This window comes from Dysgonomonas sp. HGC4, assembly GCF_001261715.1.
In the GTDB taxonomy this organism is placed as follows: domain Bacteria; phylum Bacteroidota; class Bacteroidia; order Bacteroidales; family Dysgonomonadaceae; genus Dysgonomonas_A.
This window is the reverse complement of record NZ_CVRU01000178.1, coordinates 23,462-47,369: the sequence shown is the minus strand read 5'-3', so window position 1 is coordinate 47,369 and position 23,908 is coordinate 23,462. Positions and strand designations below refer to the sequence as shown.

The window sequence follows — 23,908 nt, the reverse complement described above, 5'->3', positions numbered from 1 at the left end:
TTTTTTATATTGTTTTTTTTATTCTACATACATGAGATCGCTCATGATACTGTCTGAAATAAAGATGCCTTGTGGTGTTATTTTGTAGTGGTTATCGGCGAGAATTACATTTCCCGATTCGAGATGCTTTCTCAAATTGGCCTCGCAGTACTCGAGCAGCTTATCTCCAAACTTATCTTTCAAAGTCGAAATGTTGATGCCCCACATGGTACGCATACCTGTTAAGATGAAATCATTATATCGGGCTTGAGTATCCAGTATTTCCTCTTCAATATTCGGCTTTTCGGCTTTTATTCCTTCGATAAACTTGGGTATGGATGCTATATTCCAGCACCTGTTAATCTGGTTGAATGAGTGTGCGGAAGGTCCTAAACCCAGATACTTTTTGTCGAGCCAATAAGAGCTGTTATGACGAGAGAAAAGCCCTTCCTTACCGAAATTGGATATTTCGTAGTGTATGAATCCGGCTTCTTTCAGTTTCTCAATTAATAGTGAAAACATATCCAGACTAAGCTCTTCGTCAGCCGATCTTACATCGCCTTTTTGTAGTAAACGATATAGTTTAGTACCTGCCTCATATATTAAGTGGTAGGACGATATGTGTTGTATATTCAGGGTAATTGCTTTATCAAGTGTGTTTTGCCAAATATCCATTGTAAGGTCAGGGAGACCATACATGAGGTCGATACTTATATTTTGAAAGCCAGCTTGCTGAGCCATTTTGACTGCATCTATTGCTCTTTGGGCTGAATGTCGTCTGTTGAGAAACTTCAATTGTGCATCATCAAAGCTCTGCACGCCCATGCTCAATCGGTTGAATCCCGAAGATAAGAGTTGAGCTAGATAACTAGCATTCAAATCATCGGGGTTAGCTTCTAGCGTAATTTCTGCCTGAGGGCTTATCTCGAAAGTATTCCGAAGGGTATTGAGTACGGACTGTAAGTCTTCGATGGATAGCTGAGAGGGTGTTCCTCCTCCAAAGTAAATTGTTTCGATAGTTTCTCCGCCTAAATATTCGGCACGGAGAACAGCTTCCTTACATATTGCTGATACATAAGGATTCTTTTGTTTCATATCGGTTCTTGTAAAGAAGTCGCAGTATATGCATCTTGTCTTACAGAACGGAACATGTATGTATATTCCTGCCATTTATTATTCGGCGTACATTTTCTCAATCAAGTCTTTGTATCTTTCAACTACAACTTTTCTCTTTATCTTGAGGGTGTTTGTTAACTCTCCCGATTCCATAGTGAATGGCTCAGGAAGAAGAGTGAAACGTTTTACTTTTTCGTAGGGAGCTAAATCTGCCTGACGCATTTCGATACGTCCTGATATCATCGAATTTACATCTTTATTTTGTAGCAGATCTTCCATATTACTGTATAATATTTGGTTCTCTTCAGCCCATTTAACTATAGCTTCGTAGTTTGGAACAATGAGTGCACTTACAAATTTCACCTCATCGCCAATAACAGCTATCATATCAATAAACTTATCGTTTGCAATAATGGTTTCGATGGCTTGTGGTGCAATGTATTTTCCGTTTGATGTTTTGAAAAGGTCTTTGATCCTTTCAGTCAATACTATAACATTACCTTCTATCATTTTACCCGAGTCTCCGGTTCTGAAAAATCCATCTTCGGTAAATACTCTAGCTGTTTCTTCTGGTTTCTTGTAATACTCTTTCATTACAGTACGACCTTTAACCAAAATCTCATCATTTGTTGGGTCTATTTTTACTTCCAGACCCGGCATTACTGCACCTACTGAATGAATTTTAAAATGAACGGGAGGGTAAAAACTTACAGTAGCTGTAGTCTCAGTAAGACCATAACCCACTATAATAGGTATGTTTACTGATTTGAGGAATATGTTTATTTCATCAGATAAAGGAGAACCTGCACAAGGAAATAATACTCCTTTTTCGATACCAATTACCATCTTTAATATGCGGAATATGGTATTGTTATAAAAGTGGAACTTTATAGCATTGCCAATCGGAGGCTTTATATCGTTATTCTTATAGTCAAGATTATATTTCTTTCCTGTCTTTATCGCATCGGTGTATAACCATTTCATTAAACCTTTAGAGCTTTCGATCTTTTCGGAAACGCCTTGAAATACTTTTTCCCAGAAACGAGGTACACTACACATGACTGTTGGTCTTACCTGCTTGATAGATTTTTGTATTTCCTTAGCATCTGTATTGATTGCGATTGTCATACCTTTATGTATAACATAGTATGTCCAAGCCTTCTCGAAAATATGTGCTAATGGAAGGAAGTTCATCGATACATCTCTGTTCGATAGTTGTGGTAATCTTTCATCGTGGATTCTAAAAACCTCAAGAAAAGATGAGTGTAGAAGAACAACTCCTTTAGGTTCACCCGTAGTACCTGATGTGTAGATGATACAGGCAATATCCGTTTCGCGAATTGTTTTCATTCTCACAGTAACCTTTACTTCTGCATCAGAATTTTCTCCGGATGCCATAAAGTCACTGAAATATACGGATGTATGATCTTCGGGATGAAGTTTTACATTTGGATCGAATATAACCAGCTTTTTCAGAGTTTCCGACTGCTGTTGTACTTTGTATGCGTTGTTATATTGAAACTGCTCTCCTACAAATAGCGTTTTTATTTGAGCATCGTTCACTATGTATTCTACTTGATGTGGCGATGCTGTTGCGTATATAGGAACAACTACGGCTCTGTTTGCAAAAGCTCCAAACTCCGTATATAAGTACTGACACATATTCTGAGAATATATTCCTATATTCTCTTGAGCCTCAATTCCAACCTCAGCCATAGCCCATGCCGTTTTCATGACATATTCTGAAAAACGATTCCATGAGATTGTTTTCCAACGTTTTTCGTTGGCATCTCTGTATTTAAGAACTGTACTCGATTTGTATTTGGCTGCTCGTTTATGCACAAGCTCGGCTAAATGATAGTAACTCATCTCTATGTTTTTTACTTATGTGGTAAGGTCTCAGACCTCGTTATTATTCCTATAAGAGACATCAGTAAAGCTTATTAAACGATACGGATATACGACTCAAATGTATTATTGAAGTTTTTATAACACAAAGTTAGCTGAATAAATCATTAATTGATGTTAATAGCTTGATTTTTATAATTGTCTACACATTAGTTGTTAGGGTAACGATAGGTCTAAAATGTTGTGTATTTCATTCATATTAACTATAATATACATACGATTTATATTACCTTTGCATCCGAAAAATCAGAAAGATGGCAGGAGGAATGAAAAGTCTGGCCAAGGATACCGCCATTTATGGTTTGAGTAGTATCCTGGGGAAATTTATAGGTTGGTGTCTTGTGCCAATCTATACAAGGGTGTTAACCACCGGCGAATTTGGTGTAATGACCAACGTCTATGCCTATACTGCTTTACTGGCGGTGATTCTTACATATGGCATGGAGACCGGCTTTTTTCGTTTTATGAATAAGGGAGACGATGAGCCAATGAAGGTATATTCTACAACTCTTCTGTCTATTGCCCTTACCTCTATTCTTTTTGTGGTTTTTTGTTTTAGTTTTTTGAATCCTATAGCCGACTTTTTAGATTATTCGCATCACCCTGATTATATTGCTATAATGGCTATTGTGGTAGGGATTGATACTATAATGACCATTCCCTTTGCTTATTTACGATACAAGAAACGTCCTATTCGATTTGCCACCCTTCGGTTGTCGAGTATTTTTATAACCATTGCATTTACTATCTTTTTCCTGATTATTTGCCCTAAGATTCATGCTGTTAATCCATCATTGATCGCTTGGTTTTATAATCCGTCATACAAAGAAGGTTATGTATTTGTAGCCAATCTTATAGGTTCGGCAATTACATTTATTCTCTTGATTCCCGAACTGAGAGGCTTTAAATACGTGATCGATACCAATCTGTTGAAGCGTATGCTTAAATATTGCTTCCCTTTATTGATATTGGGAATTGCAGGCATGCTGAATCAAACAGTTGATAAAATAATTTATCCATTCTTATTTGATGATAAGGTAGAAGCTTTTCGTCAACTGGGTATCTATTCGGCATGTTCGCGGGTAGCTATTATTATGATGATGTTCACGCAAGCTTTCCGCTTCGCCTATGAGCCCTTTATTTTTGCTAAAAACAAAGATGCTAATCACGATAAGGCTTACACTGAAGCTATGAAGTATTTTATCATTTTCTCCTTGATTATATTTCTTGGGGTAATGTTTTATATGGATATAATAAAACACTTTATAGGCAAGGATTTCTATGAGGGGTTGAATGTGGTTTCTATCGTAATGATGGGGTATATTCTGTTTGGGGTTTACTTCAACTTGTCTTTTTGGTACAAGATGGTCGATAAAACTTATTTCGGAGCAGTATTCTCAATCGCAGGTTGTGTAATAACTATTGTACTGAATATTGTTTTTGTACCTATCTATGGATATATAGCTAGTGCATGGGCTACATTGATTTGTAATTTGATAATGATGTTACTTTCTTACTACTTTGAACGAAAATACCGACCACTGCCTTACGATTTCAAATCGATAGGTTTGTATTTTGGTCTGGCTATTGTGCTTTATGGAGTAAGTTGTTATATACGTTTCGATACAGAAGCATTACGCTTGGCGTTTAATACAGTGTTGTTCGCTATTTTCTTTTTTGTTCTTATCAAGAGAGATTTACCCTTATCGGAAATTCCCGTTATTGGTAAAATAGTAAAACGAAAATAAAAGAATAAGCACTATTCTTTTTTAGTGTGTATCTCGAAATAATCCAATAGGTCTTAGACCTTAATTTAAATAATTGAAATGAAGAAAATCTTTTTATTGCTAGGCGTTTTACTCTCGCTAGCTTCTGTTCAGGCAGATGAGGGTATGTGGCTGTTAAAAGAGCTAAACAGACAAAGTGCAGCTCGTATGAAAGAGCTGGGATTTACATTCCCTATTGATAGTATTTATAGCGAAAATAATGCGTCTCTAAAAGATGCAGTTGTTATATTCGGAGGAGGTTGTACAGGTGTAGCTGTATCGCAAGAAGGTCTGATTTTTACCAATCACCATTGTGGATACGATGCTATTCAAAAACATAGTTCGGTAGAGCATGACTATCTGAAAGATGGGTTTGTAAGCCAATCGAAACCCGAAGAGTTGTATACTGAAGGGTTGACTGTTTCTTTTCTTCAAAAGACAGAAGATGTTACCGATCAGGTGACAGTGGGTGTAACAGATGCTACATCTGAAGAAGAAAGAAATCATATCATAGATTCAATATCAACCGATATTCTGGCTCAATACAAAGACAATGAGTTCTTAACAGCACGTATTGTGCCTTTTTATACTGGTAACAAATTCTATTTGGTTGTTTACGAAGTATTCAAAGATGTAAGAATGGTTTTTGCTCCACCATCTTCAATCGGTAAATTCGGAGGAGATGCCGATAACTGGCAATGGCCTCGTCATACAGGAGACTTTTCTGTATTTAGAGTATATGCTAATAAAGACAATCAGGCATCGCATTACAGTGTAGACAATGTGCCTTACAAACCTAAATATTCTGTGCCTGTTTCAATAAAAGGATACAAGGATAAAGATTATGCAATGACAATCGGTTATCCGGGAAGTACTGAGCGTTATTTATCTTCTTGGGGAATTACTCAAATGATGGAATCTGAAAATATTCCACGTATTGAAGTTCGTACCGTGAAACAAGATATTTGGAGAAAAGCAATGAATGCAGATGATGCCGTACGTATCAAGTATTCGGTGAAATTCAGCAGAAGTTCCAATTATTGGAAAAATGCTATGGGAATGAATGCTGCTCTGAAAAAGTTGAATGTAGTAGAAGCTAAACAAGCTTTAGAATCTCGTCTTGCAGATTGGATAGTTAGCAGTCCTGCTGCAACTGAAAAATATGGTGATGTATTACCAAGTCTTGAAGTTGTGTATAAAAACACAATGAAGCCAGTGGAAATAGGAACCTATTTTGGTGAAACATTCAACAATGGAATAGAAATAGCACGTTTGGCAAATAGTGTAAACATTGCTAATATTTCGGACAAAGAAGAGCTAATGGCTTATCTGAGAGCAAAACTAACGGATACATATAAAGATTATGTTCCTGAGTTGGATAAACAAGTAATGCCTGCTTTACTTAAACTATACAGAGAAAGAGTTCCTGCTGAATATCTGCCTAGTGTATATCAAACTATTGATAAGAAGTTTAAAGGTGACTATGATAAATATGCTGATTGGGTTTTCAAAAACAGTAAATTTACCAACCTAGACAACCTTATTTCGGCAATAAGTGCTGGAGGTGTAAAAGAATTGGATAAAGACCCTGCTCTGATTTTGGCAAGATCGGTTGCCGAAGGTCGTTTGAAGGTTGTTGAAGATCTTTCGCCCGTATATCCTATCATCGATAGAAATGCTCGTAAGTACATGGCTGCTTTAATGGAAATGGAACCCAATAAAGCATTCTCTCCAGATGCTAACTTTACTCAGCGTCTTAGCTATGGTTCGGTAGGCGGTTATAGCCCTGCTGATGCAATTGAATACGATTACTACTCTACAAGTAAAGGTATTTTAGAGAAAGAAAATCCTAACGATCCTGAGTTTGCTGTACAAAGTTATATCTTAGATAATCTTCGTGCAGAGAAATGGGGCGAATATGCTAATGAAAAAGGTTCTATGTCTATTGGTTTCCTTTCTAATAATGACATTACAGGAGGTAACTCAGGTAGTCCCGTATTTAACGGTAAGGCTGAATTGATCGGTCTTGCATTCGATGGTAACTGGGAAGCTTTGAGTGGCGACGTAGTATTTGAGCCAGAGTTACAACGTACGATCAGTGTAGACATTCGTTATGTACTTTATACTATCGACAAAATTATGAATTGCCCTCGTTTGATTGAGGAGCTTACTATTCAGAAATAAGATAAAGAGAGGTACTATACCTTCAACAATATAGATAGCCTTGTTAGATAAATTCTAGCAAGGCTATTTTTTTGTCCGTTAAATAGCATAATTGGTCGAGTAGATTACTGCTTATGTAGAATGTAGTTGCCAGTTTTAGAAGAAACTTATAATATTGAAAACTGTAAAGAACTCAGTCTGCTTAATGAAATGTATAAGGCTCATAGCAGAAGGTGTTATGCTAGCTAATATATTAACAGGAGGAAGACTTCACTTATCATAATTTGAGTATGAGATTAAACAAACTTTTAGTAAGCTTTTTATGTGTTGCATCTGTCTTTGCACTATCGTGTAGTAGTGATGATGATAACGATGACGATGTAACTGGTGGAGGTGATGGAAGTAATGTTGTAGTTGATGAAGATTTTGTGACTAATACAAAAGATACCACATTTGTAAATGCAGTATTGATTGCTTATTCGGATAATACAGTCGAGATTACAAATCCATATGTCGACAAAGGTGTAGTGGTAACAAAGACAGGGAGCGATGTTATAGTAACATCTACAATAGCAGACACAGAGGTGAATTATGTATTATCGGGAACAACTAAAGATGGTTCTTTTAAGATTTACAGTGATTATAAATTTGGAGTTGGCCTCAATGGTGTAAGTATTATAAATGGTGACGGAGCAGCTATAAATATTCAATCGGGAAAGAAAGTATCCTTAGTATTGGTTGGAGGTACTTCTAATAGGTTGGTCGATAATGCAACTTATACAGCAAGTGGCGATGAAGATATGAAAGGTACTCTGTTCAGTGAAGGACAGTTGAATTTTGATGGAAATGGCACTCTTTTAGTTTATGGATACAATAAGCATGCAATAGTAAGCGATGATTATATAAGAATAAAAGGCGGAAATATAACAATGAAAACTGCTGCTAAAGATGGTATTCATGCCAACGATTATGTTCGTATAGATGGTGGAGTATTAGATATTACAGCATTGGGCGATGGTATAGAATGCGAAGAAGGATATATTACAGTAAATGGGGGAAGCATAAAAGTGAAGAGTGTAGGAGATGGAATTAAAACCTCATACAAAGGAGTTGATATTTCGATTCTCCCCTATATAGCTATCAATGGAGGTACACTTGATATAACCACTACGGGTGAAGGAGCAAAGGCAATAAAAAGTAAAGGAGATATTACAATTGTTGATGGTGATATAACTCTTGTAACTACCGGTAGTGCTTATTATGATACAGATGATGCAGACATATCCTCGTCGGCAGGTATAAAAGCAGAAGGGAACTTCTTGATGAAAAAAGGAACAGTTTCTATCAATAGTTCAGGAGCAGGAGGTAAAGGTATCAGTATTGATGGAACTCTGACAGTAGACAATGGAACTATATCTGTGGTAACTACAGGAGATCAATTTAAATATGGAAAAGATGATACAGCAGCCAAAGCTATAAAAAGTGATGGTGATCTGACGATCAATAATGGTACTATAACTATTAAAACCTCAAAAACAGAGGCAGAGGGTTTAGAAAGTAAGACTACACTAACCATAAATAATGGAGAGATCGAGATAGAGGCTTACGATGATTGTATCAATGCCACCAATCATATTCAGATAAATGGAGGTTCTATTTATTGTTATAGCGAAACAAACGATGGAATAGATTCTAATGGAACTTTAACTATAACGGGTGGAACAGTAGTTTCAGCAGGTGCAGGAGCGCCAGAAGAGGGATTCGATTGTGATAATAACACCTTCAAAATAACAGGCGGTACATTAGTTGGAGTTGGAGGTTCTACCAGTACACCTACATCGAGCGTAAGTACTCAGCGTACGGTTATTTACGGAGGTTCGGGAGCGGCTAATCAGTTTGTACATATTGCGGCCGCTGATGGTACGCGTGTCCTTACCTTTAAAGTGCCAAGAACGTATAGTCAGATGACCTTATTGTTTAGTAGTGCCAATTTGGTATCAACTACAACCTATACAATTTATACAGGAGGTAGTGTTTCGGGGGGTACAGATTTCCACGGATTATATACCGGCGCAACTTATACCAAAGGAACATCATTCGGTACATTTACTCCTACTTCAATGGTAACTACAGTGGGTAATGTTAGTACAGGTCCTGGTGGAGGCGGTGGGCGTCCTTGAAAAGAGGAATAGATTACAAGACAGGAAACAAAAAGTAATTATAGGAAGCAGTTTTATTGTGTTTATGTTTTTTTAGTGTTTAGCACAAGGTTGTGAGAATAAGGGGTGTCTTGGGGACACCCCTTATTTATGTAAAATGAAATATTATTGCTGAGAGATAAAAAAGATAAATTACTCTTGTATTTAGTGAAGCTATACAAAGGTTTGTAGCCTTTATTTTGCAGTTAGAGTATCTATCTTGAATATTACATTTATTAATCTGCAAATAAAGTAGATTGCGATCAGAATAAATATAATGAACGCACCCGAAGGTACATTGATGAATGCAGATAATATAAGTCCAGAAATGCATCCTACTAATCCGAAGACGATAGAAAGAAAAATCATCTTAGAGAAATTGGCTGTGTATAGATTGGCAGTCATTTGAGGCATAGTCAATAGAGACATTAGCAATACAACACCCACCAAGCGTATAGTAAGAACAATAGATACAGCGATGAAAAACATCATTGCATATTCTATAAATTTTACGGGAAGATTTCGGGTCTTAGCAAAATCAGAATCGAATGCTACATACAGAATCTCGCGTCTGAAAAAGTAAAATATAGCAGCCAATACTGCTGATAATGCAATAAAGGCATATATGTCGGCAGTGGTGATAGTCAATATATTACCAAACAAATACTCAGAAAGATTAGGAGCAAAACCTGCTTTGAGGTATATACAAATAATCCCGATAGCCATCCCGAATGACCAGAACGCGGCTATTGCAGAGTCTTCGCGAACCCCTTTTCTACCGGACAACCATTCGATACCGAATGCTGATAGGATAGAAAATACCATTGCCGAAAGTATAGGGTTGAAGCCGAAATAGAAACCTATTCCCAGCCCTCCCAACGAAGCATGTGTGATACCCCCACTGATAAATACCAGACGCTTGATTACAATATATGTACCTATTATACCACAGGCAATGCTGGCAAACAATCCTCCTAAAAGAGCATTGATGAAAAAGTCGTATCGAAAAAGTTCGAAAAAGTCCATTTAAGCGTTGGTTGTTTGTGTACTACGCAAATCGTTAATTATAAGTAGTATCTCGTCTTTTAATTCGTTCGGAATAGGGATTTCTCGTTGTTGAAGGCTTCTAACCCAACGTGGCTTATCTTCATCAAGCAATGTATAGAATACCTCACGGAATTCGTCCACTTCTTGAGGTGTATAGTCTTCCTCCGAATATTTTTTGTATTTATCAAGTTCCTCATCATCAAAATAGTCCGATTCCTCAACAAAACAGTTCAGAAGACTGTCTTGTTCGCAAGTGGCATGTTGTCCGCAACATGTGCCATCTATAGGATCGCTGTTTACTATTTCAGCACGTTCAGTATTTCCTTGTTTTCGCTGGTATGAGTTCCATACAAACAGAGCGATCACAAAGAATATGATAATGCCTAAAAAGATAAAGAGTATTTCCATTAATTATTTATTTATCTACCGAGAATCCGGCTTTACTTAAATCCTCCCAAAAATAGGGGTAAGATTTAGTAACAACCATAGGCTCAGCTATTGTAAGGTTCTCTAATTTAAGAGCGGCCGGTGCAAAAGCCATTGCCATGCGATGATCTTCATAAGTAGCTATTACAGGAGTTTGTTCTGGCTCGCATCTTTCGCCATCCCATTCAAGTATACTGTTTTGGCTGTCTGTTATAACATAGCCTAATTTCTTCATTTCAGCTTTTAGAGCTTCTATTCTGTCTGTTTCCTTAATCTTAAGAGTTTGAAGTCCTGTGAAAAGGAAAGGTACACCCATCATACAGCAGGTAACAACAAAGGTTTGAGCAAGATCGGGCTCATTTATAAAATTGTGGAATAGCTTTTTTGCAATTCTATCAGTTTTGGTTAGAATAACGCCGTCTTCTTTAAATTCGGTTTCAACACCTAGGTCTTGAAATAATTCGGCAACCTTAGAATCGCCTTGTCCACTTTCCTTGAATAAGCCTTTTAATTCAATTTTGGCATCGCTGCTCAATGCTGCGATTGAATACCAATAGGAAGCTGCCGACCAATCTGATTCAACCAGATATGGGATTGGCTTATATTCATTCGGAAATATTTTGATAACATTACCTACCCAATCGCATTTCACTCCAAATTTTTCCATCATACGAAGCGTTAGCTTTATGTAAGGAATCGAAATAACATCACCCTCAAGGTGTAGAGTCAAACCTTTTTCCATTGTTGGAGCGATCATTAATAGAGCCGAAATAAACTGAGAGCTTATTCCGCCCGACAAGAAGATGTCTCCTCCGTCTAATGCACTACCTCTGATCTTTAATGGGGGAAATCCCTGATTTTTAAGATATTCAATATGTGCACCAAGAGTGTTAAGTGCTTCCACCAATGTATTTATTGGTCGTTGTTGCATCCGCTCACTTCCGGTGATTACCCATTCTCCCGGTATTTTTGATAGGTAGGCAGTAAGAAAACGCATCGAAGTTCCTGCTGCACCTATATCAAACGTATTTGTTTTAGAATTGAAAACTTCCAACATCACTTTAGTATCGTCGCAATCAGACAGGTTTTCGATAGGAAAAGGGCTGTTACTAAGAGCCTTTAATATAAGAGCTCTGTTGCTGATGCTTTTCGAAGCAGGAAGTTTAATACTTGTATATATCGGAGATTTTGGTGCTGTTATTTTATATTTCATGAGTATTGGTAAAATGTATTTATTACAATAATTACAAAGATAGCAAAAAGCAACTTTGGAAAAGCCAGTCCAAATTAAAGTTTATAAAAATTAAAGTTAAGTTGATACTTATCAATGTTTGGAGCAGGATTTTAGCCTCGCTTCAAGAGCTTGATGTGTATAGCTATTTTGTTCTTTTTGTGGTTTTTGTACGGTACGAACTCCAATTCCAGTTGATCATTTGTCGTAATCTTTTTAAGAAACGTTTAGAGGGTTTATCGAGTATATACGACTCTATATGTCGTTTACGCTTTTCTTCCAGAATTTCGTCTTTGTCGATAAGTATTCCTGTTTCTTCTACGTTTCCAAACAAGTCATTTACGGCTGTTCCAAACACTTTCATCTGTGGAGAAAGACCCATGTAAGCATTTACAAGAGGTGGAATATTGATTCCTAATCTGCGTACAGCTGTATTCAATATTTTATAATCACTTTTGAGATCGTCTTCAATAAAAAGTTTCTTTAAAACTTTAGTTTCGGTAGTGATATGTAGACTCTTCTTAGGATATACTAACTTGTCGGGGTCGGGGAAGTGCTTAAACATGAAATATAAAATCATATCTCTAGCCTTAGCATCATAGGTGTCATACATGGTAACCTTTCCGAAGAAATATCTCATCGTAGGTTCAGCTACCGATAGGGCTCCCAATCCATCCCAAAGGTTGTCAAGAGCAAAAATTCCTTTCGATCCTGCACGTGTACTTTGGTATTCGAGTGAAACGAACGAACGTCCCAGTTCAATAGTGTAGGGTAAATATTCGTTGATAAATTTAGGTGAAAAGTGAAAAAGATGAGAGGTTGCCAATTCGGGCTCTCCGTGCTCATCAAATTTGATATCAGGACCACAGATAAAACGGTAACCGCCTAATATTTCTTCGGCTTCAGGATTCCATACAATCAGTTGTTTGTAGGGGTTATCCATCATATCATATTCGTCTATATCTATTTCTTTGCCTGTACCTCCACCATAATAACGGAAAGCAATTTCGCGCAAACGGGCGATCTCGCGCATTACATTCGGAGAATTGTGATGCGTGATAATGTAAATCTCATTATTGGCTTTGTTGGTCTTACGTAAGAATTTATCTCTTGTAAGCTCAGCTTTTAAAAGTTTCTTATCAATTGCCGGAATAATACTTTCCATATTTTAAGTAACGTCAAATATTTATTTCTGTATTTTATATTTGTAACGATTTTTCGTTATTCTTCTAACCTGAGTAGGAGCGTGGTGTATGACCTTATTGCTTATTACTTGAGGCTAGACTGTATGTTATATCTTTTACTTTTTCTGCCCATTGTTGATGAGTTTTTGTTTCATCAAAAGATTCCCACGGTATGGGATCTCCAAAAGTAACAGAAAATGTCTGATGCTTATTTTTGAACATTTCATCGGGTAGAAAAAATGTTTCGATGTTAAATTTCACCCCTAGTTTCTTTCTAATATTTGCAAATCTATAAAAGAAATTTGAGTTTTTCGCTTCAAAATACACAGGAACAACATCCCTCTTGGTTTGTATGGCTTTCTGTATAAAAGACTTCTGCCATTTAAGATCATATATTCTCCCGTTTATTTTGCGGGAACATAATCCTGCCGGAAATGTAATGATCTGATCGTCCGAAGCATAGGCTTCGTTCAATAATGCAGCCTTTTCTTTGGCTTGCGCTCCGTATTTATTGATCGGAATAAATATCGGTCTCAGATTTTTTATAAAATACAAAACATCGTTAACCAGATATTTTATCTTTTTATCGAATTTATTTCCGATGATAGACGATAAGCAAATACCATCGAGCCCACCTAAAGGATGATTGGAAACAAAAATATATCGATTGTCATTCGGTATATTTTCTAAGCCTTTGATATTTAAATGTAAATCGAAATACTGAACAACGGAATCCATAAAATCGACCCCATATTTATCTGCATAGATAGTCAATATCTCGTTTAGCTCTTCAAGGTGTATTTTCTTTTTTATGTAGTTTAGAGCAAAAGTAGGTGTCTTGGCATAGAGCTTGGGAGCCTTATCTATAAACACCTTGTCCAAATCAATTAAGTTCGGAGCATTATCTTTTACTTCATCCATTACTTTTCCGGGCACAGTAGAAATCCTACCGTTTATTATTGGTTTACTAACTCTATTTCTCTGTTTTTAAATACTCTTAAAGCAATAAAGAGGTCTGTGACCTTGTTCTGATTTTCCAAAACTGTAAAGATAATTTTTTTTATACAAAGTCACGGTTTAGTAGTCCTATTTATTCTCATTTTTATATTTTAAGATTGTTTTAAGTAATTTGTTTTATCTGTTTTTTGTTAACTCTAATGGGTTGATTTTTATAGAAATGGGTGTGTTGAAAACTTTTTATTAAAACTTTGTGTTTAAAAGTGGGGGAAAGTGGATAATTTTATACCTTTACGCACTATTGTATAGAATACAAGGTGTGTAAGCAATGTTTTAGAATGTAATCACAGCGTTTCTGTTTGGAATATTAACAAATTGAAATGTCTAAACTTAGGATAGAATGCAGTTTTTAGGTAGTATAGATGCAAAGATTGACGCAAAAATGCGTGTGTTTGTGCCTGCGAATTTCCGGAAGGTTTTGCAAGCAGAAGCCCAATCTGTGCTTATTCTGCGTAAAGATATTTTCCAAGATTGTCTTGTTTTGTATCCAGTGGAAGTTTGGGATGCTGAGGTTCAGAAGCTGCGTTTGCGATTGAGTCGTTGGGATAAAGCCCAACAGCAACTGTTTCGTCAGTTTGTGGTAGATGCCGAGCGTTTAGAAATTGATGCCAGTGGTCGTATTCTTATACCGAAGCGTTATTTGCAAATGATAGGTGTTGGTTCTGAAATACAATTCCTTGGTGTCGACAATACGATAGAAATTTGGGGTAAAAATCAATTGAATGAAACTCTGGTTGCTCCCGAAGATTTTGGAGTTGAGATTCAACGTATAATGAGTGGAGAAGATTGATATGGCAAAAAATAAAAATACGGTTGTAACGGCTGATGGTTATCATGTGCCTGTTCTGTTAAAAGAAAGTGTAGATGGTATGAATATTCAGGCAAATGATATTTGTGTGGATGTAACATTTGGTGGAGGAGGGCATTCTCGGGAAATTTTATCTCGACTAGGTTCCGATGGTCACTTATATGTTTTCGATCAGGATGAAGATGCAATACATAATATTACTGATGATAAAAGACAAACTTTTATTCGCAGTAATTTTTGTTTTCTAAAAACGTTTCTAAAATATCATAATGTAACAGAGGTAAATTCTGTTCTTGCTGATTTGGGCGTATCTTCTCACCACTTTGACGATAGCGAGCGCGGTTTCTCTTTTCGTTTCGAAGAAGGTGATCTTGATATGAGAATGAATCAGAAGTCGAATCTTACAGCTGCAAAGATATTGAATGAGTATGCGGAAGAAGATATTGCGAATGTTCTCTATCTATATGGAGAATTGAAACCTTCGAGACAAATTGCTGCGGCAATAGCTCGTCAACGCAAAGAAAAGCCATTCGAAAAAGTAAAAGATTTATTGGCGATATTGGCTCCGTATGCAAAAGGGGTTAAAGAGAAAAAGATATTGGCTCAGGCTTTTCAGGCTCTGCGTATTGAAGTGAATCAGGAGATGCAGACTTTAAAGGATATGTTGACTCAGGCTTTAAGCGTTTTAACTCCAGGCGGACGTTTGTCGGTTATCACATATCATTCGTTAGAAGATAGGTTGGTTAAGAATTTCTTTAAGACCGGTAATTTCGAAGGAGAGGTAGATAAAGATTTTTACGGAAATGTAAATACTCCCTTTGTATTGGTGAATAATAGAGTTATAACTCCATCTCCCGAAGAGCAGGATGCTAATCCCCGATCAAGAAGTGCTAAGCTGAGAATTGCAGAAAAGAAATAAGATTGAAACGAGGTTGTAAACCTATAAATTAGAACATGCGTGTGAAGCTCAAGGATATAAAGAAAAATATAATGCACGTATTAGGTGGGACTATTCTCACTGAAGATTTCTTCTTGAAGAATACCCGCTTTATGCTTGTCGTTTTTATTATTATGGTGTTGTATATCAGCAATCGTTACAGTTGTATCTCGAAAATGGCTGAGATAGAATCTTTAAAAAGAGAACTGAAAGATGTTAAATACGAGTCGTTAACTATCTCTTCGGATTTGACGGGTATAAGCAGACAAACTCAGGTGCAAACTCTTATCGATCAGAATGATCTTAAGCTGATGACACCTTCCGTTCCGGCTTTTAAATTAGGTAAACAGAAATAAAAACAACACATATATATTAGTATAAGCATGTCAAAAGATGCGAATAATATCAGAAAAAAGAAGAATGCGATAATCAATCGATATGGGTTGATAGTGATTCTTTTTTTGACTGTTTTTATTGTAATCTTCGGTTATATCATTCGCATAATGTTTGTAGAAGGCGAACAGTGGCGCGCATTAGGTCTCAAAGAGACTGTGAAAAAAGATAGAGAGATTAAGCCCAATAGAGGTAATATTTATGCTGCCGACGGTCGTTTGTTAGCAACAAGTGAACCTCTTTATGGGGTGTATATGGATTTTATGTCGGAAGGTATACGAAAAGATACCTTAATGAAATATGTAGGAGATTTGTCGGTTAGGTTATCTAAAAAGTTTCCTGACAGAACGGCTGCTCAATATAAAAATGTTATTCTGAATGGCTGGGAATTAAGCCGTAGAGAGTTAGCCGAAATAGAACGTAACAAAGCAAGTGGTTCTGATAAGCAAGTGAAGTTGAAAAGTCGTTATGTTCGAATCATAAAACGAGATATAGACTACTTGGAATTAAAAGAACTGCGTACTTATCCATTCTTGAATCAACGCTCAAACAAAACGGGCTTGATTGTAGAGGAGAGAACAATGCGTGCTAAACCTTTTGGCAGACTTGCCGGACGTACCGTTGGTTCTATCTATAAAGATATGGCAAAAGGCGGGGCGAGTGGTATCGAAATGAAATACGATTCTATATTGAGAGGTAAACCCGGTGTGAAGAGCCGTCAAAAAGTACAAGGACGTTGGATTGATATAGTTGAAGTTCCTGCCGAAGATGGTTGGGATGTAAAAACAACTCTTGATGTGGATATTCAGGATATAACCGAACGTGCATTGTATGCAAAATTGGTAGAAACGGATGCCGAATCGGGTACAGCTATTATAATGGAGGTTGCAACGGGTGAAATCAAAGCAATTTCTAACCTTGACCGGATTTCGGATGGTGTATATGCAGAGGGTAATCCAAATGCGTTTTCGTATATGAACGAACCGGGGTCAACCTTTAAGACGCTTTCTGTAATGATTGCTTTAGAGGATGGAGTTGTTACTCCCAATGAAAAATTTCATGTGGGAAACGGTTTGTATCAATACGGTAAAAGCTGGATACGAGATCACTACTGGCAAAAGGGTCAGGATAGAGGAGATTTGACAGTAGCAGAGGGTATGTATATATCATCTAATATTGTTATTGCAAAAACTATTTTGAAGGGGTATGAAAATAATCCGGAGAAATACGTTCAACGTTTATATGATTTAGGAATTACGAAAAAGATAGAATGGGATGTACCATTGAGTGGAAAAGAAGGTACCGCTGTTATTCGTCATCCAAATGATAAATCGAGTTATTGGTCAAAAACTACGCTTCCTTGGATGTCATTCGGATACGAAACTCAAATTCCACCTATTTATATACTCATGTTTTATAATGGTATTGCTAATGGTGGTAAAATGATAAAACCTTTTCTCACTAAGGCATTTATAAAGGATGGAGATGTTCAGGAGAAGTTCGAAACAGAGGTAATTAATCCCTCTCTGTGTTCTCCTAAAACTTTAGAAGAGATAAAAGCAATGCTTGTGGGTGTTGTAAATGAAGGAACGGGTAAAGCTGTTGCATCGAAATCGTTTCAAATTGCAGGAAAAACGGGTACAGCTCAAATTGCAAGTGGTGGTAATTATGCTAACGGACACTTTGTGTCGTTTTGTGGATATTTTCCGGCAGATAAACCTTTATATACTTGCTTTGTAGGTATCAGACGTCCTAGAGGTATTCCTTCGGGAGGGCTTATGCCGGGAGGAGTTTTCAAGCGTATAGCTGAGGAGGTATATGCACGTAATGTTTTTGTTGCCCCAGATCAATGTAAGCCCGATTCAGTGATGACGATGATGCCTTATGTTAAAAATGGGTCTTTAAAAGATATGCAAACAGTGTTTACTCAGTTGAATATTCCTTTTACGCTTCCTGTTGGTGAAGCTGAATGGGTAATGGCTAGTACATTGCAAAATAAGATAGAATTAAGTAAAAATGTAGTTCAGAACGGATTAGTACCCGATGTTCGCGGAATGGGTGCTAAAGATGCTTTGTTTCTTCTTGAAAGAGCAGGTTTAAGGGTGGTCTTACAAGGATACGGAACTGTTACATCTCAATCTGTTCCGGCAGGAAGCAGAGTAATTAAAGGTTCGCAAGTAACACTTGGGCTAAAATAAAGCAATTAATAATTGAGGACTTAACAAAATACAGGATATGGAATTGCAGGCTTTGATATCAAACATAAAATCGGAAGATATAGTAGAAATACTAGGCATTAAAGATGTAAATGTAACAGGTATTACTTCCGATTCACGCAAAGTAACCACGGGTTATGCGTTTATAGCACTGAAAGGTGTTCAAGTGGATGGACATGATTTTATTGCGAAAGCAATAGAGTTGGGAGCAAAAGTTATTATTCATGACGAAGATACTGATACATCTAACTCATCTGTTACTTATATAAAGGTAAAAGATGCGGCAGATGCCATTGGAAAAATAGCTTCGGCATGGTATGGCAACCCTTCTCAGAAATTGAATCTGGTTGGTGTTACCGGTACAAATGGCAAAACTACTACTGCAACTCTTCTGTATAATGTTTTTCGTAAATTAGGATATGGAGCAGGATTGCTTTCTACGGTTTGCAATTATGTAAACGACGATCAGTTTCCGGCAACTCATACCACGCCAGACCCTATTTCATTGAATGAATTTCTGGCTAAGATGGTTGAAGCAGGTTGTGAATATGCTTTCATGGAAGTTAGTTCGCACGCCATTCACCAAAAACGAATCAGTGGCTTAGAGTTTAAAGGAGGTGTATTCACTAATTTGACTCAAGATCATTTAGATTATCACGGTACTATGCAGGATTATTTAAAAGCGAAAAAAGCTTTTTTTGATAATCTGCCAGCTACCGCTTTTGCGTTGACAAATGTAGATGACAAGAATGGTTTGGTTATGTTACAAAATACCAAAGCCAAGAAATATACATATTCGCTGCGAACTCTTGCCGATTTTAAAGCTCGTGTTATCGAAAAGCATTTCGATGGTACTGCTATCGAAATAAACGGTAGAGAACTAGAGGTTCAGTTTGTAGGAGTATTCAATGTCTACAACCTATTAGCAGTATATGGTGCATCCGTATTGCTAGGTGAAGATCTAGAGAAAATCTTGATAGTGTTGAGTACTTTGAAATCGGTTGCAGGCCGTTTTGAAACTATTCGTTCCAAAGATGGTTTTACTGCAATTGTAGATTATGCGCATACACCCGATGCACTTGTTAATGTGCTTGGAGCTATTCATGATGTCTTAGAAGGAGGTGGTCGTGTGATTACCGTAGTAGGTTGCGGTGGCAATAGAGATAAAACTAAACGCCCTATAATGGCTCGTGAGGCGGTAACATTAAGCGATCAGGTGATTCTAACATCGGATAATCCCCGATTCGAAGAGCCTCAATCTATCGTTGATGATATGGTTGCAGGTTTAGATCCTGTACAGATGAAAAAAGCTTTGTGTATTGTAGATAGAGAACAGGCAATAAAAACAGCTTGTACTTTTGCAAAACCCGGAGATGTGATACTTATTGCAGGCAAAGGACACGAAGATTATCAAGATGTAAAAGGCGTGAAACATCATTTTGATGATAAAGAAATTGTCAAAAATATACTTGGATTGTAATCCTAAATTAAGAAATTATAAACTACCTGATATAGGCGATAAAATTAAATTATATAATGCTATACTATCTATTTAACTATTTGGATTCCTTAGACTTTCCCGGTGCAGGGATGTTTAAATATGTATCTTTTAGAGCAGTTATAACTATTATACTTTCTCTGATAATATCTACGGTTATAGGTCGGCGGATTATCGATAAGTTGCAGATGCTGCAAATAGGTGAAACTGTACGTAATTTGGGGCTCGAAGGACAGCTTAGTAAGAAAGGTACTCCTACTATGGGAGGGATCATTATTATCATTGCTATTATAGTTCCTGTCATATTATTGGCACGTCTCGAAAATACCTATATTATATTGATGCTGATAACAACATTGTGGTTAGGATCGTTAGGCTTTTTAGACGATTATATAAAGGTCTTTAAAAAGGATAAAGAGGGTTTGCATGGCAAATTTAAGATTATTGCTCAAGTAGGCCTTGGCTTAATCGTTGGATTGACTTTATATTTGAGCCCAACAGTAATAGTTAGAGAAAATACTGAAATTCGTAATCAAGATAATGTAATCGAAAGAGTTACTTATACGGTAGAGGGTGTGAAATCAACTCAGACAACTATTCCTTTTCTGAAAAATAATAACTTGGATTATGAATCGTTTGTGTCCTTCTTAGGCGATTATTCAACTCCTGCTGCATGGATATTATTTGTATTCATCGTAATATTCATTGTTACTGCAGTGTCAAACGGAGCCAATCTAACCGATGGTCTCGATGGTTTGGCGGCGGGTAGTTCGGCCATTATAGGTGTAACGCTTGGTATCTTAGCTTATGTATCGGGGCACGTTGAGTTTGCCTCCTATCTGAATATAATGTTTATTCCCGGTAGTGAAGAACTGGTTGTATTTGCTTCCGCCTTTATAGGTGCTACCATTGGTTTTCTTTGGTATAACTCCTTTCCTGCTCAGGTATTTATGGGAGATACAGGTAGCTTAACTTTGGGGGGTATTATAGGTGTATTTGCTGTTATTATACATAAGGAGCTATTATTACCTATACTTTGCGGAGTTTTCTTTGTGGAGAGCTTGTCGGTAATGATTCAGGTATTCTATTTCAAATTTACGAAGAAGAAATATGGAGAAGGACGTCGTGTTTTCAAAATGACACCTTTACACCATCACTTTCAAAAATCGGGTAATTCGGGAATACAAGCACTTATACAAAAACCATTTAACCCGGTACCTGAATCTAAAATTGTAGTTCGTTTTTGGATTATTGGAATTATACTGGCAGCTATTACTTTAGCTACATTGAAAATGCGATAAAAAGTTGGAGCGAATTATATCGCAACTAAACGACAATAGTAGAAGGGATTAATGTTTTCTGTTTCTTAATAATTAGAGACTTAAGTTAAATGAAAAAGATAGTAATACTCGGAGGAGGCGAAAGTGGAGTAGGTTCGGCTATACTGGCTCTGGCAAAAGGATTTGAAGTCTTTTTGTCCGATAATGGAGCTTTGCAGGATAAATACAAAACTGAATTGACAGAACGGAATATTCCTTTCGAAGAAAAAGGTCATACCGAAGAGAATATACTTTCAGCAGATGAGATAATTAAAAGTCCAGGTATTCCCGATAGTGTGCCTCTACTTCTGCAGGCAAAAGCTAAAGGAATATCTATTATCTCGGAAATAGAATTTGCAGGTAGATATACCAATGCAACAAAAATATGCATAACGGGTAGCAATGGTAAAACAACTACAACAAGTTTGCTTTATCATGTACTAAAATCTGCCGGACTGAATGTTGGTCTGGGAGGTAATATCGGAAAAAGTTTTGCAAGGCAGGTTGCTGATAATAGTTACGACTATTATGTATTGGAGCTTAGTAGTTTTCAGTTAGATAATATGTACGATTTTAAAGCAGATATCGCTATATTACTCAATATAACACCCGATCATTTGGATCGGTACGATCATGATTTTCAGAAGTATGTAGATGCAAAGATGCGTATTACTCAAAATCAAACACCGAAAGATGCTTTTATATATTGGGCAGAAGATCCGGTTGTAACAAAGGAAGTGGCAAAGAAACAGCCTAAAGCTAGGGTGTTTACGTTCTCGGAGCATAAAGCTGACAATGTATCAGCATATGCAGATAATGATCAGATAGTAATTAATACATCAAAATCAGTATTCACCATGGAGCAAGATTTATTGGCTTTAACGGGTACTCACAACTTATATAATTCTCTAGCTTCGGCTATTGCAGCCAAACTTTTAGATATTAAAGATGAGAAGATAAGATTGTCATTGAGTGATTTTAAAGGTGTAGAGCATCGTTTAGAAAAAGTAGCTACCGTAAAGGGGATACAATTTATAAATGACTCTAAAGCTACTAATGTCAATTCTTGTTGGTATGCTTTGAAGAGCATGAAAACAAAAGTTGTACTTATATTGGGTGGAAAAGATAAAGGAAACGACTATCAGGAAATAGAGGAGCTTGTAAAAACAAAAGTTCATGCTCTGGTTTTCTTGGGAGTAGATAATTCGAAGCTGCATAGATTTTTCGATGGAAAGATCGAAACTATTGTTGATGCAGGTTCTATGGAAGAAGCTGTAACAAAAGCTTATTCATTGTCAGGAGAAGGAGATTCTGTTCTTTTATCACCCTGCTGTGCAAGTTTCGATTTGTTTAAAAGTTATGAAGACAGAGGCGACCAGTTTAAGTATTGGGTCAGAAAACTCTAATAGGTCTCATGCCTTTTTATTGCTTTGATACATGGAAACGATGATAGGTATAATTATAAAATAGAGCAATAAATATTTAATGCTACTTATATGAACGTCTTTGAGCGAATATTTAAAGGGGATAAAACAATCTGGTGCATATTTATAGCCTTATGCATCATTTCACTATTGGAGGTATTTAGTGCTTCCAGTACCATTGTTTATCGCCAACACAATCACTGGGGGCCTATTTTGCGTCATGCAGTATTCCTTCTGATTGGGTTTGGGTCTGTAATGTTCCTTCAAAGAGTGCCTACACGCTATTTTGCAGCATTATTGCTATTGTTGCCTATATCGTGGATATTGCTGGTAATGACTATGTTTATCGGTACGGATGTCAATGGCGCGCAACGTTGGTTGGGGGTAGGAGCTTTTACCATACAGCCTTCGGAGTTTGCTAAGTTAGCTTTGGTTGGTTTTGTAGCTTTCTTCCTGAGTAAACTTAAACCTGATAACGAATCGTTTCTATTTAAAATATTAATGGGTGGTATATTAGTTACCTGTGCCCTTATTATCACAGAAAACTTATCGACTGCTTGTTTGCTTTTTGGAGTTTGTTATTTGATGATGTTTATCGGTCAGGTTAGCTTTAAGAAGTTAGGATTGATAGCTTTGTGCGGTGTTAGTGCTCTGGTCATATTGGTCGGTTCTTTAACTCTCATACCTAAATCTACGGCAAGAGATTATTTGCCTGATCGTTTTGCTACATGGCAAAATCGTATCGATCGACATTCGGCAGAGCAGGAAGATAGCAATATCTCATCGCCCGAAGAATATAAGATAACAGATGACAACTATCAGGTTTCGCATGCAAAGATTGCGATAGCTAATGGCGAAATTATAGGATTGCCCGGTAGTGGTAATGAGCGAGACTTTTTGCCACAAGCATATTCCGACTTTATTTTCGCCATAATTCTCGAAGAAATGGGGTTACTTGGTGGTCTGTTTACATTACTTTTATATGTAGCCTTAATGATTCGTACGGGAGTTTTGGCTTCTAAATGTGAGAAATTATTTCCCCGCTATCTCTTATTGGGTGCGGGATTGATTATAACAGTACAAGCATTAGCCAATATGGCTGTTGCCGTAAATTTGATACCCGTTACGGGGCAACCTCTGCCGCTTATCAGTAGGGGAGGGACGTCTACCATCATAACGTGTATTTATTTTGGAATAATATTAGCTTGTTCAAATGCAAAAGAAGATCAACATGAAGATGTAGATGAAGATATTGCAAATGTAGAATACGAGTAAAAT

18 protein-coding genes are annotated in these 23,908 nt (G+C 36.9%); 11 read left to right on the top strand and 7 right to left on the bottom strand.

The annotated features are described in order from the left end of the window. Positions 1-18: 18 nt before the first annotated feature. Entirely contained in the window at positions 19-1,149 is a 1,131-nt protein-coding gene (gene hemW, locus HGC4_RS17010) for a radical SAM family heme chaperone HemW (RefSeq protein WP_050711336.1), read from the bottom strand. A gap of 3 nt (positions 1,150-1,152) precedes the next feature. After that, positions 1,153-2,964 carry an AMP-dependent synthetase/ligase gene (locus HGC4_RS17005; RefSeq protein WP_050711335.1) on the bottom strand — a complete coding sequence of 604 codons (1,812 nt, stop codon included), beginning with the start codon at positions 2,962-2,964 and terminating at the stop codon, positions 1,153-1,155. A 293-nt stretch (positions 2,965-3,257) separates the two neighbouring features. Between HGC4_RS17005 and HGC4_RS17000 the strand changes: the two genes are divergently transcribed. From HGC4_RS17000 to HGC4_RS16990, 3 genes are all read left to right on the top strand, one after another. After that, positions 3,258-4,751: a lipopolysaccharide biosynthesis protein gene (locus HGC4_RS17000; protein ID WP_050711334.1), complete on the top strand. Its 1,494-nt coding sequence runs from the start codon at positions 3,258-3,260 to the stop codon at positions 4,749-4,751. 78 nt (positions 4,752-4,829) lie between these two features. Then, entirely contained in the window at positions 4,830-6,953 is a 2,124-nt protein-coding gene (locus HGC4_RS16995; RefSeq protein WP_050711333.1) for a S46 family peptidase, read from the top strand. A gap of 269 nt (positions 6,954-7,222) precedes the next feature. Next, entirely contained in the window at positions 7,223-9,112 is a 1,890-nt protein-coding gene (locus HGC4_RS16990) for a carbohydrate-binding domain-containing protein (RefSeq protein WP_050711332.1), read from the top strand. Positions 9,113-9,325: 213 nt separating this feature from the next. Here HGC4_RS16990 and HGC4_RS16985 read toward each other — a convergent pair whose 3' ends face one another. From HGC4_RS16985 to HGC4_RS16965, 5 genes are all read right to left on the bottom strand, one after another. Then, on the bottom strand, positions 9,326-10,156 hold the full coding sequence (locus tag HGC4_RS16985) for a metal ABC transporter permease (protein ID WP_050711331.1): 831 nt from the start codon (positions 10,154-10,156) through the stop codon (positions 9,326-9,328). After that, positions 10,157-10,585: a hypothetical protein gene (locus HGC4_RS16980; RefSeq protein ID WP_050711330.1), complete on the bottom strand. Its 429-nt coding sequence runs from the start codon at positions 10,583-10,585 to the stop codon at positions 10,157-10,159. Between the two features lie 7 nt (positions 10,586-10,592). After that, positions 10,593-11,816, bottom strand: coding sequence for a 3-phosphoshikimate 1-carboxyvinyltransferase (locus HGC4_RS16975; RefSeq protein ID WP_050711329.1), 1,224 nt, complete (start codon positions 11,814-11,816; stop codon positions 10,593-10,595). A gap of 163 nt (positions 11,817-11,979) precedes the next feature. Then, positions 11,980-12,999, bottom strand: a complete 1,020-nt coding sequence (locus HGC4_RS16970) for a GNAT family N-acetyltransferase (RefSeq protein ID WP_050711328.1) — start codon at positions 12,997-12,999, stop codon at positions 11,980-11,982. A 94-nt stretch (positions 13,000-13,093) separates the two neighbouring features. Next, positions 13,094-13,939 carry a 1-acyl-sn-glycerol-3-phosphate acyltransferase gene (locus HGC4_RS16965; protein ID WP_050711327.1) on the bottom strand — a complete coding sequence of 282 codons (846 nt, stop codon included), beginning with the start codon at positions 13,937-13,939 and terminating at the stop codon, positions 13,094-13,096. 436 nt (positions 13,940-14,375) lie between these two features. Here HGC4_RS16965 and HGC4_RS16960 point away from each other — a divergent pair, with 436 nt between their 5' ends. The 8 genes from HGC4_RS16960 to HGC4_RS16925 all read left to right on the top strand — a co-directional run bounded on the left by HGC4_RS16960 (position 14,376) and on the right by HGC4_RS16925 (position 23,905). Further along, on the top strand, positions 14,376-14,825 hold the full coding sequence (locus HGC4_RS16960) for a division/cell wall cluster transcriptional repressor MraZ (protein ID WP_050711326.1): 450 nt from the start codon (positions 14,376-14,378) through the stop codon (positions 14,823-14,825). A gap of 1 nt (position 14,826) precedes the next feature. Beyond that, on the top strand, positions 14,827-15,762 hold the full coding sequence (gene rsmH, locus HGC4_RS16955) for a 16S rRNA (cytosine(1402)-N(4))-methyltransferase RsmH (protein WP_050711325.1): 936 nt from the start codon (positions 14,827-14,829) through the stop codon (positions 15,760-15,762). A 71-nt stretch (positions 15,763-15,833) separates the two neighbouring features. Then, on the top strand, positions 15,834-16,136 hold the full coding sequence (locus tag HGC4_RS16950) for an FtsL-like putative cell division protein (RefSeq protein WP_242053295.1): 303 nt from the start codon (positions 15,834-15,836) through the stop codon (positions 16,134-16,136). Positions 16,137-16,163: 27 nt separating this feature from the next. Beyond that, on the top strand, positions 16,164-18,371 hold the full coding sequence (locus HGC4_RS16945; protein ID WP_050711324.1) for a penicillin-binding protein: 2,208 nt from the start codon (positions 16,164-16,166) through the stop codon (positions 18,369-18,371). 37 nt (positions 18,372-18,408) lie between these two features. Further along, positions 18,409-19,869 (top strand): UDP-N-acetylmuramoyl-L-alanyl-D-glutamate--2,6-diaminopimelate ligase, encoded by a 1,461-nt coding sequence (locus HGC4_RS16940; protein WP_050711323.1) that lies wholly within the window; start codon positions 18,409-18,411, stop codon positions 19,867-19,869. 56 nt (positions 19,870-19,925) lie between these two features. Continuing rightward, on the top strand, positions 19,926-21,188 hold the full coding sequence (gene mraY / locus HGC4_RS16935; RefSeq protein ID WP_050711322.1) for a phospho-N-acetylmuramoyl-pentapeptide-transferase: 1,263 nt from the start codon (positions 19,926-19,928) through the stop codon (positions 21,186-21,188). Between the two features lie 89 nt (positions 21,189-21,277). Beyond that, positions 21,278-22,612 carry a UDP-N-acetylmuramoyl-L-alanine--D-glutamate ligase gene (gene murD / locus HGC4_RS16930; protein WP_050711321.1) on the top strand — a complete coding sequence of 445 codons (1,335 nt, stop codon included), beginning with the start codon at positions 21,278-21,280 and terminating at the stop codon, positions 22,610-22,612. A gap of 90 nt (positions 22,613-22,702) precedes the next feature. Further along, a complete protein-coding gene (locus HGC4_RS16925) occupies positions 22,703-23,905 on the top strand; it encodes an FtsW/RodA/SpoVE family cell cycle protein (protein ID WP_050711320.1) in 1,203 nt (400 codons plus the stop codon). Positions 23,906-23,908: the final 3 nt, after the last annotated feature.

Coding starts and splice junctions, on each gene's coding strand:
- hemW (WP_050711336.1), bottom strand. CDS start 1,149: ATGGCAGGAATATACATACATGTTCCGTTCTGTAAGACAAGATGCATA.
- HGC4_RS17005 (WP_050711335.1), bottom strand. CDS start 2,964: ATGAGTTACTATCATTTAGCCGAGCTTGTGCATAAACGAGCAGCCAAA.
- HGC4_RS17000 (WP_050711334.1), top strand. CDS start 3,258: ATGGCAGGAGGAATGAAAAGTCTGGCCAAGGATACCGCCATTTATGGT.
- HGC4_RS16995 (WP_050711333.1), top strand. CDS start 4,830: ATGAAGAAAATCTTTTTATTGCTAGGCGTTTTACTCTCGCTAGCTTCT.
- HGC4_RS16990 (WP_050711332.1), top strand. CDS start 7,223: ATGAGATTAAACAAACTTTTAGTAAGCTTTTTATGTGTTGCATCTGTC.
- HGC4_RS16985 (WP_050711331.1), bottom strand. CDS start 10,156: ATGGACTTTTTCGAACTTTTTCGATACGACTTTTTCATCAATGCTCTT.
- HGC4_RS16980 (WP_050711330.1), bottom strand. CDS start 10,585: ATGGAAATACTCTTTATCTTTTTAGGCATTATCATATTCTTTGTGATC.
- HGC4_RS16975 (WP_050711329.1), bottom strand. CDS start 11,816: ATGAAATATAAAATAACAGCACCAAAATCTCCGATATATACAAGTATT.
- HGC4_RS16970 (WP_050711328.1), bottom strand. CDS start 12,999: ATGGAAAGTATTATTCCGGCAATTGATAAGAAACTTTTAAAAGCTGAG.
- HGC4_RS16965 (WP_050711327.1), bottom strand. CDS start 13,939: ATGGATGAAGTAAAAGATAATGCTCCGAACTTAATTGATTTGGACAAG.
- HGC4_RS16960 (WP_050711326.1), top strand. CDS start 14,376: ATGCAGTTTTTAGGTAGTATAGATGCAAAGATTGACGCAAAAATGCGT.
- rsmH (WP_050711325.1), top strand. CDS start 14,827: ATGGCAAAAAATAAAAATACGGTTGTAACGGCTGATGGTTATCATGTG.
- HGC4_RS16950 (WP_242053295.1), top strand. CDS start 15,834: ATGCACGTATTAGGTGGGACTATTCTCACTGAAGATTTCTTCTTGAAG.
- HGC4_RS16945 (WP_050711324.1), top strand. CDS start 16,164: ATGTCAAAAGATGCGAATAATATCAGAAAAAAGAAGAATGCGATAATC.
- HGC4_RS16940 (WP_050711323.1), top strand. CDS start 18,409: ATGGAATTGCAGGCTTTGATATCAAACATAAAATCGGAAGATATAGTA.
- mraY (WP_050711322.1), top strand. CDS start 19,926: ATGCTATACTATCTATTTAACTATTTGGATTCCTTAGACTTTCCCGGT.
- murD (WP_050711321.1), top strand. CDS start 21,278: ATGAAAAAGATAGTAATACTCGGAGGAGGCGAAAGTGGAGTAGGTTCG.
- HGC4_RS16925 (WP_050711320.1), top strand. CDS start 22,703: ATGAACGTCTTTGAGCGAATATTTAAAGGGGATAAAACAATCTGGTGC.